Raw genomic sequence first — 13,715 nt, forward strand, 5'->3', positions numbered from 1 at the left:
CAGCGGAGATTTCGGTCAGGACGAGCCGACTCGGCATAGGCTCGGGGCATGACGCCGCCGGAGGACGAGAATCGGCGCCTGCTGCGGGCGCGTGACGTGATGGACCGGCACTACGCCGAGCCGCTCGACGTCGCGGCGATCGCGCGTGTCGCCCACGTGTCACCTGCGCACTTCAGCCGCCGGTTCAAGGCGGTCTTCGGGGAGACCCCGCACCGCTACCTGCAGCGGCGGCGGATCGAGAGGTCGATGGCGTTGCTGCGGGACACCGCGACCCCGGTCACCGATGTCGCGCTCAGGGTCGGCTTCACCAGCCTCGGCACGTTCAGCCGTACGTTCCGCGACATCGTCGGCACCTCGCCGACCGACTACCGCGCCCGGGCCGACAGCCCGGCCGTTCCGGGGTGTGTGGCCCGCGCCTGGATGCGGCCGGCGAGCTGAGCAGTTTCGGAGAAGCGCGGGGCGTCGAACACACCGCAGACTGGTCGCATGCTGACCAACATCAACATCACCGGAATCTACGTGCTCGACCAGGACGAGGCGCTCGACTTCTACGTCGGCATCCTCGGGCTCGAGGTCGGGAGCGACGTCGACATGGGCTTCATGCGATGGCTCACCGTCCACCTTCCCGGCGACCCCGACCACCAGCTGCTGCTCGAGGTGCCGGGCGGCTCCCCAGCCCACAGCGAGGAGACGGCCGCCCAGCTGCGCGACCTGGTCACCAAGGGAGCCATGGGCGCCGTGGTCATCTTCAACACCGACGACTGCGACAAGCTCTACGAGGACCTCGCCGCCAAGGGCGTCGAGTTCACCGACAAACCGACCAAGCAGCCCTACGGCATCGACTGCGCCTTCCGCGACCCCTTCGGCAACCACATCCGTGCCACCCAGCGTGTCGAGGGCCCTGTCGAGGTCACCGACGAGGACATCGCCCGCTGGTCCGGGAACTGAGTCGAACCACGGAAGGAATTTTCCTTCCACGCCGACCGGCGCCGTCCAAGCGATCGTGGTCAGCCGGCGACGACCGCGTAAGCCTCTCGCAGCTGCTCCTCGGACGGCCCGGTGAGGATGCGAGGGGTGGCGAGGTCGTGGAGGACGAGGAAGCGGAGGACGGAGCCGCGGGCCTTCTTGTCGACGCGCATGGCACCGATGAGGTCGTCGAAGCCGGCCTCGACGCCCAGCTCCTTGACGGTGGTCGGGAGGCCGACCTTCGCGAAGGTCGGCGCGTGGCGGGCGGCGACGTCGTCGGGGAGGACTCCGGCGAGCCGGGCGAGCTCGGCGGCGTACACGCAGCCGACGGCGACCGCGTCACCGTGGCGGATCGAGAAGCCGGAGTGCTTCTCGAGCGCGTGGGCGAGCGTGTGGCCGTAGTTGAGGGTCTCGCGACCGGGGTGGCCGTCGGCGCCGCCGGTCTCCTTCAGGTCCGCGGCGACGACCTCGGCCTTGACCCGGATCGCACGCTCGACCAGCTCGGCGAGAACAGGCGAGGAGGCGGTGATCTTGTCATTCTCTTCGACCAGGCGCAGGATCTCCGGGTCGGCGATGAAGCCGCACTTGACGACCTCGCCGAGCCCGGCGATCAGGTCGGCCTCCGGCAGAGTCCCGAGCAGCGCCAGGTCGCACAGCACGCCGGCGGGCTCGTGGAACGCACCGACGAGGTTCTTCCCGGCACCGGTGTTCACGCCGGTCTTGCCACCGACCGCGGCATCGACCATGGCGAGCACCGTGGTGGGCACGTGCACGACGCGTACGCCGCGCAGCCAACCGGCCGCGACGAATCCGCCGAGGTCGGTGGTCGCACCGCCGCCGAAGGTGACGACTGCGTCCGAACGGGTGAATCCCCGCTCCCCCAGCGCCTCCCAGCAGTCGTTGGCGACCGCGACCGTCTTCTGGTCCTCGCCGCTGGGCAGCCCGAGGCCGAGCACGTCGTAGTGCTTCAGCAGCTCCTCGAGCACCGGCTCGGCGTACTCGGCGAGCTCGGCGGCGTAGAGGAACGCCACCCGCTCGACGCTCTCACCCAGGAGTCCCTGGAGCCGGCTGGCGAGACCGGAGCCGATGACGACGTCGTACGCCGCGGCGCTCTCGACCCTGATGACGGTGCTGACAGGTTCGGTCACTTCTACTCCGTGGTGTTCAGCGCGGTGAGGGCGGTGGCGAGCTCGGCGGCGACGTCGTCGGCCGAGCGGCCGTCGGTGTCGACGACCAGCGTCGCGACCGACTCATAGATCGGTGCGCGCTCCTCCAGGAGCGTCTTGATGCGGCCGCGTACGTTGCCGAGCAGCATCGGACGGCCCGAGCCGAGCCCGACCCGCTTGACCGCGTCCGCGACCCCGACCCGCAGGTAGACGACGGTGTGCTCCTTGAGCAGGATCTGGGTCCGATCGGCCAGGACGGAGCCGCCACCGAGGGAGACCACCCCGTCGTGCTCAGCGAGCGCGGCGGCGACCGCGTCGGCCTCGACCGCGCGGAAGTGGGCCTCGCCCTCGTCGACGAATATGTCCTGCACGCTCTTGCCGGCGGCCGCCGCGATGTCCTCGTCGGTGTCACGCAACGTGACCCCGAGACGGGAGGCGAGCAACGCACCGACGGTCGACTTGCCCGCGCCCATCGGGCCGACGAGCACGACAGCCGGCATCAGACGTACCTCAGGTTCTCGAGGTAGGACTTGGCGTTGCGCGCGGTCTCGCCGACCGAGTCGCCACCGAACTTCTCCAGCGCCGCCTCGGCCAGCACGAGCGCGACCATCGCCTCGGCGACGACACCGGCGGCGGGCACCGCGCAGACGTCGGAGCGCTGGTGGTGCGCGACGGCCTCCTCGCCGGTGGCCACGTCGACCGTGCGCAGCGCACGAGGCACGGTCGCGATCGGCTTCATCGCGGCGCGCACGCGCAGGATCTCGCCGGTCGACATGCCGCCCTCGGTGCCGCCGGAGCGTCCGGAGGCGCGGCGGATGCCGTCGGCGGAGGGCACGATCTCGTCGTGGGCCTTCGAGCCCGGGGTCGCGGCGAGCTCGAAGCCGTCGCCGACCTCCACACCCTTGATCGCCTGGATGCCCATCAGCGCGCCGGCCAAGCGCGCGTCGAGGCGGCGGTCCCAGTGCACGTGGGAGCCGAGGCCCGGCGGCAGGCCGTGGACGACCACCTCGACGACGCCGCCGAGGGTGTCACCGTCCTTGTGGGCCTCGTCGATCCGGGCGACCATCTGCTTGGAACCGTCGGGGTCGAGCACCCGCACCGGATCCTCGTCCAGGCGCGCCACGTCCTCGGGAGCGGGGACCTCGCGGCCGGGCGTACGGACCCCGCCGATCTCCAGGACGTGCGACACCAGCCGGACGCCGAGCGCCTGCTCTAGGAACGCCGAGGCGACCGCGCCGAGCGCGACGCGGGCGGCGGTCTCCCGGGCCGAAGCACGCTCCAAGATCGGACGGGCGTCATCGAAGTCGTACTTCTGCATCCCGACCAGGTCGGCGTGACCGGGCCGGGGACGCGTCAGCGGCGCGTTGCGGGCCTGGCCGGCCAGCACGTCGGGGTCGACCGGGTCGGAGGCCATCACGGTCTCCCACTTGGGCCACTCGGTGTTGCCGACCTCGATCGCGACCGGACCGCCCTGCGACTCCCCATGGCGTACGCCACCGGTGATCCGCACCTGGTCCTTCTCGAACTTCATCCGGGCACCGCGGCCATAGCCGAGGCGCCGCCGGGCCAGGGCATCCGCGATGTCGTCAGAGGTGATCCGGACGTGGGCGGGCAGACCCTCCATCACGGCCGTCAGGGACGGACCATGGGACTCGCCCGCAGTGAGCCAACGCAACATGACGTCAGTCTTTCATCCCGGTCACGCAACCCCGTGCACCCGGCCTCAAAGCGAGACGGCGACCGCACCGACGAGCATGCCCAGAATCATGAACGGCCCGTACGCCAAGGGCTCGCGCATCGCCGTGCGCGAGCGCTGCGCGACGGCGCGTCCGATGCCCCAGAGCCCGAAGATCGCCAGCCCGGCCCACAGCCCGACCGCGAGCTGCTCCCAGCCGAGCCGACCGAGGACCAGACCGACGAGCGCCGCCAGCCGTACGTCGCCGAAGCCCATCGCGTGCGGCAGCATCCGCCACAGCAGCCAGAACGCCGAGCGCGCGATCACCAGCCCGGCAAGGGCACCGAGTGCCGCCGCGGTGTCACGCGTCCAGAGCCACTCGGCGGCGAGCAGGCCGAGCCCGACCGCGGTCGCCACCAGGATCGGCACTTTCGGCAGCCGCTGGACTCGCCAGTCGACATAGGCCAGCAGCACCCAGACAGGTGTGAGCGGCGCCAGGGCCAGCATCAGTCGCGAGGGATCCACCTGCCAGGCGAGCAGCCCGGCGAGCGCCGCGGAGACGGCCACCACGAGAGGCAGTAGCGGGGGCCACCCGGCCAGGGTGGCGTAGGGCACCACCGGCGAGTCGTCGACCGGTTCGGGAAGCCGGCGAAGCAGAGGCGGCACCCCGAAAGCGAGCAGACCGGCGACGGCCGCACTCACCAGCACGACCGCCCCGGGACTCATGCCGGTGACAGCTCCACGATGCCCAGCGCCTTCTCCCCCGCTGCTCGCATCGCGGCGAGCGGCGCGGGCCGGCCGGTGAAGAGCTCAAACTGCAGCACCGCCTGGTGCACGAGCAGATCCAGGCCGCTCACCGCCACGCCAGGTGCGACGGAGAGCAGGGGCGAGGGCCACGGGTCGTAGACGACGTCGAAGACGACCGGCGTCGAGGCCCAGCGGTCGATGAGGTCCGGGGTCTGCGCCTTCGCCGGAACCGTGGAGACGACCGCATCCACGCCATCGACCGCGGAGTCCAGCGGCAGCACCGAGACGACGGGCTTGCTCGGGTGACGCGAGATCATCTCGATCGTCTCCCCCGCCGCACCCGGGTTGCGGGCCAGGAGCGTGATCCGGGAGGCACCCAGCTCGGCCAGCGCGAGGCCCGTGGAGGCCGCGGTCGCGCCGGCACCCAGGATCGCGCCGGACATGCAGGAGAATCCCTCGCCCGCGCGCTCCCGGATCGCCGCGACCGCCCCGGGCAGGTCCGTGTTGTCCCCCACCCAGCCGTGCGAGGAACGCACCAGGGTGTTGACCGCCCCTACGAGCCGTGCCCGCGGCGACATCGACCGCGCCAGCTCGTACGCCTCCCGCTTGAGCGGCATCGTCACCGACAGCCCACGCCACCGGCTGGGCGGCCAGTCGCCACCGAGGTCGGCAACGTACCTAGCCAGGCCTCCGGCCTGCACGCGCGTGGACGTGTAGGACCAGTCGGACATCTCCAGCTCGGCGTACGCGGCTTGGTGGAGGGTCGGTGAGAGCGAATGCTCGACCGGATCCCCGAGAACGGCACATTTCATCGATTCGCCTCCGACTCGTTCGAAACCCTGATAGGTATTCGCCTGCATTCCCTCGAGTCCAACTCGGGACTCGCGACATCGAAGGGAAGCATATGAGATCCAGCAGTGTCATCGCCGCACTCACCGGGGGATCGCGGTCGTAACGGTCGGACTCGCTCCCCGCAGCCGCTGAAATCGGCATCCTGAACGACATCTCGATTCAGTACGGCTCGGCACTCCGAGCGCAGGCCCGGTCGATCTGGTCGGCCGGGCCTGCTCGGAACTATCAGCCTCAGCAGCCGTGCTTGCGACAGTACGCTTGGTACTCATCTACAAGGCGGTTGTGGTCCGCAAGGTTCTTGGCGTACTTTGTCTCGCCGGTCTTGAGATTGACGGTGACGTAATAGAGGAACTTATGCGCGGCCGGGTTGAGTGCGGCCTGGATCGCGGCGTCGCCCGGTGAGCCGATCGGCGTCGGCGGCAGGCCCTTCCGGCGTCGGGTGTCGTACGGCGTGTCCTTGGCCAGTTCGGCCGCAGTGAGCTCGGTTGTGCCGGACTTTCCAATGCCGTACGCATTCGATGCGTCGATCCCGAGCAGCCCATTCGTCTCGCCGCCGTCCACCTTCGGGTCAAGGCGGTTGTAGATGACTCGTGCGACCTTGGGCATGTCATCACCACGCGCCTCGGCCTCGACGAGCGAGGCCACAGTCATGATCTGCTCCGGCGTACACATCTTGTCGTCACCGCACTTGAGCTTCTTCGCCTGTGCCTCGATGTCGTTGTCGCCGAGCGCCTGCTCCCACCGGTCGACCATCATCGCCAGCATCTCGGTCGGCGTCGCGTCGGGCGGGAAGGCGTACGTCGCCGGGAAGAGGTATCCCTCGACGTTGCCCTCGGCGTAGTCGGGCAGCCCGATCGCCTCGGTGTCCTGGGCGGCCTTCTTGAACTCGGCCGGCTTCTTACCGGTCTTCTCGGCGAGCACCTTGTAGATCGCCTTGGCGCGTGATCCCTCGGTGATGGTCACGTTGACCGTGTCGATGTTCTCCGGGTTGGCGAGGACCTCGACGGCGTCGGCGGCCTTCATCTGCTTCTTCAGCGGGTAGAAGCCGACCTGGACGGTCAGTCCCTCGGCGTTGGCCGCCTCGATGAAGGCGTCGACCGACTCCACGACGCCGATCTCCTTCAGGTTGCGGCCGACCGCTGAGACCGAGTCACCCTCGTGCACCTCGAAGGAGACGGGGTCGGTGCCGGGACCGGGGTAGTCGGCCGGAGGGGCGACCATGTCCTTGACGTAGTCGATGGCCCGGTCGCCCACGAAGTAGAAGCCACCGAGGACCACCGCCATGGCCACCAGCACGGCGAGGCAGCCGCCGAAGCGTCGCTTGCGCTTGGGCGGCTTCTCATCGAAGTACGGATCGTGATCCGAGGGACCACCCTCGAAGAAGGCCGGCTGCTGCTGGTAGGTCGGCCTGTCGTAGCCGCCCGGCCGCTGCGGCGGCTCCTGCCGGCCGTAGCCCGGCGGGGGCGCGCCAGCACCGGGCATCGGACGAGGCCCCGGGCGCCGGCCCGGCTGGCCCTGGTGCGGAGGCATCTGACCGGGCACCGGACCCGGCATCTGCGGCGGCATCCGGCGTGGGTCGCGGGGATCCTGCGGAGGCTGCTGCCGTGGCGGGTGGCCACCGCGCGGATCGCGACCATATGACCCCTGGCCAGGGCGACGCGGGTCGCGCGGGTCCGGGGGGTAGTAGCGCTCACTCAATGACCGACCTCAACGATCTCTCCAGGCGCGGTCCCCGAAGCGCGCTCACTGTCCAATGCGTGTTGCAGGATCACAACCGCCGCGGCCATGTCCACCACGGCTCGGCGGTCCTGACCCTTGCGCCCCCGGTCTCGGAGCATAGCCTCCGCGGAAACTGTTGTAAGTCGTTCGTCGACGAGGCGAACCGGGACCGGAGCCACTCGCCGCGCCAAGGACGCGGCGAAGTCCCGGACCTTAGCAGTCGCCGGGTTCTCCCCTCCCTTGAGGGACCGGGGCAGCCCGACGACCACCTCGAGCATCGTCGACTCCTCAGCGATCTCGGCGACGATCGCCTGCAGACGCGCGAGGTCTCCGCGACCCTTCTTGACCGTCTCGAGCGGCGTCGCCAGGAACCCCGTGGGGTCACTCCTGGCGACGCCGATCCGGGCGTCGCCAGGATCGAGACCGAGGCGTACGCCGTGCCGCATCAGGCTTGCGCGACCAGCGTCGCGACCATTCCGAGCGCGGTGTCGATCTTGGAGACGTCGGTGCCGCCGCCCTGGGCGAAGTCCGGCTTGCCGCCGCCGCGACCGCCCACGACCGGCGCGAGCTCCTTGATCAGGTCACCCGCCTTGACGCCCTTGGCGATGCCGGCCGGGTTGACCGCGGCCACGACCGCGACCTTGTCGTCTGCGTCACCGATGAGCACCACAGCCGCCGGCGCGTCACCGAGTCGGGCGCGTACGTCCTGGGCGAGCGTGCGCGCGTCGCCGCCGCCCACACCCGGGACCCGCTGGGCGACGAGCTGGACGCCGTTGACGTCGACCGCGGTGGCCGCGATCGAGCCACCGGAGGCGAGCAGCTGTGCCGTACGCGCCCGGGCGATCTCCTTCTCGGCGGCCTTGAGTCGCTCCATCAGGTCGGAGACCCTGCCGACGACGTCGTCGGACTTCGTCTTGAGCAGCAGGTTGAGCTCGGAGACCACGTCGCGCTCACGGGCGAGGTAGTTGAAGCCTTCGACGCCCGTGTAGGCCTCGATGCGCCGGTTGCCGGAGCCGACCGAGGCCTCCGAGGTGACCACGATGGTGCCGATCTGGGCGGAGTGGTCCACGTGGGTGCCGCCGCACAGCTCACGCGACCAGGGGCCGCCGATCTCGACGACCCGCACCTTGGAGTCGTCGTAGGTCTCGCCGAAGAGCGCGATCGCGCCCCACTCCTTGGCCTCCGGAAGGGTCATGTAGTCCCAGGAGACGGGCAAATCGGCCCGCAGCGCGTGGTTGGAGACCTCCTCGATCTCGTGCATCTGCGAAGGCGTCAGGCCCTTGGTCCAGCCGTAGTCGAGACGCAGGTAGCCGGGGCGGTTGTAGGAACCCGACTGCAGCGCGGTCGGGCCGAGCACCTCGCGCAACGCCGCGTGCACCACGTGGGTGCCGGAGTGGGCCTGGCGGGCGCCGAGGCGCCACTCGGGGTCGACCTGCGCGTGCACGAGCGACTCGCCGCCCGTTCGATGCGCAGAGAACTCGCCATCCACGACCCGCACCTGGTGCACCACGAGGCCCTTGACCGGCCGCTGCACGTCGACGACCTCGAGCCGGCCGCCGTCGAACTCGATGATGCCCGCATCGGCGGACTGGCCACCGGACTCGGCGTAGAACGGCGTGCGGTCGAGGACGATCTCACCGATCTCCTCGGGACCGAGCACCTCGACCGGCTTGCCCTCCTTGAGGAGGGCGATCGCCTTCGACTCGGTGTCGAGGGTCGTGTAGGCCTGCCAGTCGGTCGGCCCGTTGCTGTCGAGGATGCCGCGGTAGACCGACACGTCGGCGTGCTGGCCCTTCTTGGCGCGCGCGTCGGCCTTGGCCCGCTCGCGCTGCTCGGTCATCAGGCCGCGGAAGCCCGGCTCGTCGACCTCGAGGCCCGCCTCGGCGGCCATCTCGAGGGTCAGGTCGATCGGGAAGCCGTACGTGTCGTGGAGCTGGAACGCCTTGGCGCCCGTGAACGTGGTGGATCCGCTCGACTTCACCTCGGTCGCGGCCAGATCGAAGATCTGGGTGCCGGCCGCGAGAGTCTTGCGGAAGGCCTCCTCCTCGGCGTCGGCGACCCGCTTGATGCGGTCCCAGCCGGTGTGCAGGTCGGTGTAGGTCTCCCCCATCTTGTCGCGGGAGATCGGCAGCAGCTCCGGCATCGCCGGGTCCTCGTAGCCCAGCAGGCGCATGTTGCGGATCGCGCGGCGCATCAGCCGGCGCAGGACGTAGCCGCGGCCCTCGTTGCCGGGGGTCACGCCGTCGCTGATCAGCATCAGCGAGGAACGCACGTGGTCGGCGACCACGCGGAAGCGGACGTCGTCCTCGTAGGAGGCGCCGTACTTCTTCCCGGTCAGCTCCATCGCCTTCTCGATCACCGGGAAGACGACGTCGGTCTCGTACATGTTCGCCTTGCCCTGCATCAGGTAGGCGACCCGCTCGAGGCCGAGGCCGGTGTCGATGCTCTTCTGCGGCAGGGCGCCGTCGATGTCGACGTCGTACTTGGACCGCGCCGCGACGACGTTGTCCTGCATGAAGACGAGGTTCCAGAACTCCAGGTAGCGGTCGCCGGCGTCCCAGTCACGGTCGGCGCCGAACTCCGGGCCGCGGTCGATCAGGATCTCCGAGCATGGACCGCCCGGCCCGGGCACGCCCATCGACCAGTAGTTCTCGCTCGGGGGCAGCCGGACGATGCGGTCGTCGGGCAGGCCGGAGATCTTCTTCCAGAGCGCGACCGCCTCCTCGTCGCCGTTGAGCACCGAGGGGTAGAGGGCGGACTCGTCGAAGCCGAAGCCACCGTCGGCGACCGACTTGGTGACCAACTCCCAGGCGAGCGTGATCGCGCCCTCCTTGAAGTAGTCACCGAAGGAGAAGTTGCCGCACATCTCGAAGAAGGTGCCGTGCCGGGTGGTCTTCCCGACCTCCTCGATGTCGGGCGTACGGATGCACTTCTGCACCGAGGTCGCCCGGTCGTATGGCGGAGTGGCCTGGCCCAGGAAGTAGGGCTTGAAGGGCACCATGCCTGCGTTGACGAAGAGCAGGTTGGGGTCGTCGAGCAGAAGCGATGCCGACGGCACCACCGTGTGCTCGCCGACACTCGTGTTCTCGGCGAAATGCGCCGTGAAACGGCGGCGGATCTCCGCCGTGCTCAACCACTCCATCAGGGGGTACTACCTTCCGTGTTCTGCTGGGCCTCGTTCTCGGGCCCTGTCAATCCAAGTCTCTGCTGATCGACACCTGCGGCGCCAATCTGTTTCGGCCCCGCGGTCTTGGCTTCGATCCACTCGCGCAGCTCGAGCTCCTTCTCGGCCTTGCCGGTGGCCAGCTCGTCGCGGAAGATCCGCGCGCCGACGCCGAGCGCCTGGGCCCGGTCGCGCAGGCCGTCGGCGGTGAAGGCCTCCGCGGCCCGCCGCCCCTTGACCATCGCGTACACGCCCGCACCCGCACCGACCACGAACCAGATCGCGCCCCTCATAGGGAGTCCTCCATACGTACGTCCTCGTCAACTGCCGCGCGCTGGCGCGCACGGTATTCGCGCAGCGCCTCGCGCATCTCGCTCTTCCGGTCCTTGCGTGACCGCTTGACCTCGCGGTGCATCTCGTAGCGGATCTTGAACCGCACCTCGGGCGAGAGCGCCCGGCGCACGCCGTGCACCAGCGCGGCGCCGTGCACCACGGTCTCCCGGAACACCGCGTCCGCGAAGGCCGGCGCGGTCAACGTACGCTGCACCACCTGCTCCACCTCGGCAGGCTCGCCGTCCTCTCCGAGGGAGGTGATCACATACTCCCGTTCGGCAGCCTCCCGGCGCCGCCGTCGCCCGACCGGCTCGGGCGGTGTCAGCCGCTTCTCCAGCGCCTCGAGCCGCTCGCGCAGCTCTGCCTCGCTGGCCTCGGCCTCCTCGAGCCGGCGCCGCGCGGCGCGGCGCGCCCGGAGCGCGAGCAGCACGGCCACCAGCGAGATGAGGACCAGGACCCCCACTGCGGCCAGCGTCGCAACCAGCGCCCACCCGGGCATGCTCGAGTTCGTCATGGTGCGCCTACCCTATCCATCCTGTCCGCGCACGATTTTCCGGACACGCTCCCAACGTTCCTTCACTCCGGCTTCGGCTCCGTGGGTGGTCGGCTGGTAGTACTCCGCGTCGGCGACAGCGTCGGGTGCGTACTGCTGCGTCGCGATGCCGAACGGCTCGTCGTGGGCGTACTTGTACGCCTCCCCGTGCCCGATCTTCTTCGCGCCCTCGTAGTGGGCGTCGCGCAGGTGGGGCGGGACGTTGCCGATCTTTCCGGCCGCGACGTCGGCGCGCGCGGCGAAGATGGCGTTGGTGACCGCGTTGGACTTCGGCGCGACGGCGAGAGCGATCGTCGCGTGCGCCAAGGTGAGCTGGGCCTCGGGCATCCCGATCAGCTGCACGGTCTGGGCCGCGGCCACCGCGGTCTGCAGCGCCGTCGAGTCGGCCAGGCCGATGTCCTCGGAGGCGAGGATCATCAGCCGCCGGGCGATGAACCGGGGGTCCTCCCCCGCCTCGATCATCCGCGCCAGGTAGTGCAGGGCGGCGTCGGCGTCCGACCCGCGCACCGACTTGATGAACGCGCTGACCACGTCGTAGTGCTGGTCGCCCTGTCGGTCGTAGCGCACCGCCGCCTGGTCGACCGCCCGCTCGGCGGCCTCGAGGGTGATCTTCCCGCCGGACGCAGCCCCCGCAGCGGCCTCCAGATACGTCAGCGACCGGCGCGCGTCGCCGCCGGCGAGGCGTACGAGATGGTCGAGCGCCTCGTCCGTCAGCGTCACCGAGCCGCCGAGGCCACGCTCGTCCTCGACCGCCTTCAGCAGTACGCCACGGATGTCGTCGTCGGTGAGCGACTCGAGCCGCAGCAGCAGCGAGCGCGACAGCAACGGCGAGATCACCGAGAAGAAGGGGTTCTCCGTGGTGGCGGCGACCAGCGTGACCCAGCGGTTCTCCACGCCCGGCAGCAGTGCGTCCTGCTGCGCCTTGCTGAACCGGTGGACCTCGTCGACGAAGAGGACCGTCTCCTTGCCGGTCGCGACCAGCTCGGCGCGAGCCGCGTCGATCGCCGCGCGAACCTCCTTGACCCCGGCCGAGACCGCGGAGACCTCGACGAAGCGACGATCGGTGGAGCGGCTCACGATCGAGGCGATGGTCGTCTTCCCGGTCCCCGGCGGCCCCCACAGCAGCAGCGAGAGCGACTGACCGCCCTCCACCACCTGGTGCAGCGGCGACCCGGACGCCTTGAGCGAGCTCTGGCCCACGAGCTCATCGAGCGTACGCGGCCGCATCCGCACCGCCAGGGGCGCGGCCGCATGGTCGCTGTGGCTCAGCGACCCGCCGCGCGAGGCGCCTGCGGCAGCCCCCATCTCAAACAACCCGTCCACACGTCAACCCTAGTGGCCGGCACCGACAGACTCAGCCGACAGGGTAGGGGGTCAGGTGAGGCGTACGCGTGGGTCGAGCACGCTGTAGAAGAGGTCGACCAGGAGGTTGGTGACCACGATGATGAAGGCGGAGATCAGCGTGGTCGCCTCGATGACCGGCAGGTCGCTCTGGCTGACCGCGTTGAGCGCCCGCAGACCGAGGCCCGGGATGCCGAAGATGAGCTCGGTGAAGATGGTGCCCGTCAGCAGCGATCCGAAGTCGATGCCGAAGATCGTCACGATCGGCACGACGGCCGCGCGCAGCGCGTGCTTGTTGACGATCCTGCGCTCCGCAAGGCCCTTGGCGCGCGCCGTCCGGACGTAGTCCTGGTTGAACGCCTCGATCATCGACCCACGGGTGAACCGGGCGTACTTGGACGAGTTCACCAGGCCGAGCGCGAGCCAGGGCAGCATCAGGCCCCAAGCCCACTTCAGCGGTGAGTCGGTCAGCGGGTGATAGCCCTCCTGCGGGAAGATCCCGGCGCTGACCGCGAGATAGAGGAACGCGAGCAGGACGAACAGGTAGTAAGGAATCGACTCGATCACCAGGGTCGCGCCGATGACGGCCTTGTCCGCCGAGGTCCCCCGGCGTCTGGCCGCGAACATCCCGATCGGCACGCCGATGAGCAGGATCGTGACGCCCGCGCCGACCGCGACCGAGACCGTCGGCCCGATCCGGTCCTTGATGTCGTCCCAGACATTGACCCGGTAGATGAAGCTGACCCCGAAGCACGGGGCCTCGCAGTCGTACGACTCGGAGCCGAACGCGATCTCGCGACCCTTGAAGATGCCGGTCATGTACTCGGTGTACTGAACATGGAGCGGCGCATCCAGGTTGAGCGCCTCCCGGATCGCGTCCTGGCGCTCGGCGGTGCACTTGGGCTCAGGGCACATCGCGTCCGCCGGGTCGCTCGGGCCATAGGTGAAGAGCGCGACGACCGCCACCGAGATCACGAACAGCACGAGAATCGCCGAGATCAACCGGCGTACGACAAAACCGATCATGGGACGGAGGTCTCGCTTCCTAGAAGGTGTCCACGGGCGCAGGCCCAGAGTTGCGGTGTCCTATGTGCGGGTCCGGCCGGCGTGGCGGACGTGGTGCTCAGCGCCGCCGGCACCTCGGCCTGGGAGCTCTTCTGCCTCGGCGCGGCGGTCGGGTTCGTCTGCGTCGCCGACAAC

The 13,715-nt window shown here is 69.8% G+C and carries 14 protein-coding genes; 2 read left to right on the plus strand and 12 right to left on the minus strand.

Annotated features, from left to right (window positions below):
- The first annotated feature begins 48 nt into the window (after positions 1 to 48).
- On the plus strand, positions 49 to 438 hold the full coding sequence (locus ABZY89_RS04525) for an AraC family transcriptional regulator (RefSeq protein WP_355224975.1): 390 nt from the start codon (positions 49 to 51) through the stop codon (positions 436 to 438).
- A gap of 48 nt (positions 439 to 486) precedes the next feature.
- Positions 487 to 948 (plus strand): VOC family protein, encoded by a 462-nt coding sequence (locus ABZY89_RS04530; protein ID WP_355224977.1) that lies wholly within the window; start codon positions 487 to 489, stop codon positions 946 to 948.
- A 59-nt stretch (positions 949 to 1,007) separates the two neighbouring features.
- Here ABZY89_RS04530 and aroB read toward each other — a convergent pair whose 3' ends face one another.
- The 12 genes from aroB to ABZY89_RS04590 form a co-directional block, all read right to left on the minus strand.
- Positions 1,008 to 2,114, minus strand: coding sequence for a 3-dehydroquinate synthase (aroB, locus tag ABZY89_RS04535; protein WP_355224978.1), 1,107 nt, complete (start codon positions 2,112 to 2,114; stop codon positions 1,008 to 1,010).
- A gap of 2 nt (positions 2,115 to 2,116) precedes the next feature.
- Positions 2,117 to 2,632 carry a shikimate kinase gene (locus tag ABZY89_RS04540; RefSeq protein ID WP_141804915.1) on the minus strand — a complete coding sequence of 172 codons (516 nt, stop codon included), beginning with the start codon at positions 2,630 to 2,632 and terminating at the stop codon, positions 2,117 to 2,119.
- A complete protein-coding gene (gene aroC / locus ABZY89_RS04545; RefSeq protein WP_355224980.1) occupies positions 2,632 to 3,810 on the minus strand; it encodes a chorismate synthase in 1,179 nt (392 codons plus the stop codon). Before aroC ends, ABZY89_RS04540 begins: the two co-directional genes overlap by 1 nt.
- A gap of 45 nt (positions 3,811 to 3,855) precedes the next feature.
- Complete coding sequence (locus ABZY89_RS04550) at positions 3,856 to 4,533, minus strand: A24 family peptidase (RefSeq protein ID WP_355224981.1); 678 nt, start codon at positions 4,531 to 4,533, stop codon at positions 3,856 to 3,858.
- Positions 4,530 to 5,366 carry a shikimate dehydrogenase gene (locus ABZY89_RS04555; protein ID WP_355224983.1) on the minus strand — a complete coding sequence of 279 codons (837 nt, stop codon included), beginning with the start codon at positions 5,364 to 5,366 and terminating at the stop codon, positions 4,530 to 4,532. Before ABZY89_RS04555 ends, ABZY89_RS04550 begins: the two co-directional genes overlap by 4 nt.
- 271 nt (positions 5,367 to 5,637) lie before the next feature.
- Entirely contained in the window at positions 5,638 to 6,888 is a 1,251-nt protein-coding gene (gene mltG, locus ABZY89_RS04560; RefSeq protein ID WP_355224985.1) for an endolytic transglycosylase MltG, read from the minus strand.
- Positions 6,889 to 7,100: 212 nt separating this feature from the next.
- Positions 7,101 to 7,571, minus strand: a complete 471-nt coding sequence (gene ruvX, locus ABZY89_RS04565) for a Holliday junction resolvase RuvX (RefSeq protein WP_160022920.1) — start codon at positions 7,569 to 7,571, stop codon at positions 7,101 to 7,103.
- Entirely contained in the window at positions 7,571 to 10,267 is a 2,697-nt protein-coding gene (alaS, locus tag ABZY89_RS04570; RefSeq protein ID WP_355224987.1) for an alanine--tRNA ligase, read from the minus strand. The genes ruvX and alaS overlap by 1 nt, the downstream gene beginning before the upstream one ends.
- Complete coding sequence (locus ABZY89_RS04575; protein WP_355224989.1) at positions 10,267 to 10,581, minus strand: DUF6167 family protein; 315 nt, start codon at positions 10,579 to 10,581, stop codon at positions 10,267 to 10,269. The genes alaS and ABZY89_RS04575 overlap by 1 nt, the downstream gene beginning before the upstream one ends.
- On the minus strand, positions 10,578 to 11,135 hold the full coding sequence (locus ABZY89_RS04580) for a hypothetical protein (protein ID WP_355224990.1): 558 nt from the start codon (positions 11,133 to 11,135) through the stop codon (positions 10,578 to 10,580). Before ABZY89_RS04580 ends, ABZY89_RS04575 begins: the two co-directional genes overlap by 4 nt.
- Positions 11,136 to 11,147: 12 nt before the next feature.
- Positions 11,148 to 12,479, minus strand: a complete 1,332-nt coding sequence (locus ABZY89_RS04585) for a replication-associated recombination protein A (protein WP_355224996.1) — start codon at positions 12,477 to 12,479, stop codon at positions 11,148 to 11,150.
- A 69-nt stretch (positions 12,480 to 12,548) separates the two neighbouring features.
- Complete coding sequence (locus ABZY89_RS04590) at positions 12,549 to 13,541, minus strand: ABC transporter permease (protein ID WP_355224992.1); 993 nt, start codon at positions 13,539 to 13,541, stop codon at positions 12,549 to 12,551.
- Positions 13,542 to 13,715 lie beyond the last annotated feature (174 nt).

This window comes from Nocardioides sp. NPDC006303 (genome assembly GCF_040613175.1).
Lineage (GTDB): Bacteria > Actinomycetota > Actinomycetes > Propionibacteriales > Nocardioidaceae > Nocardioides.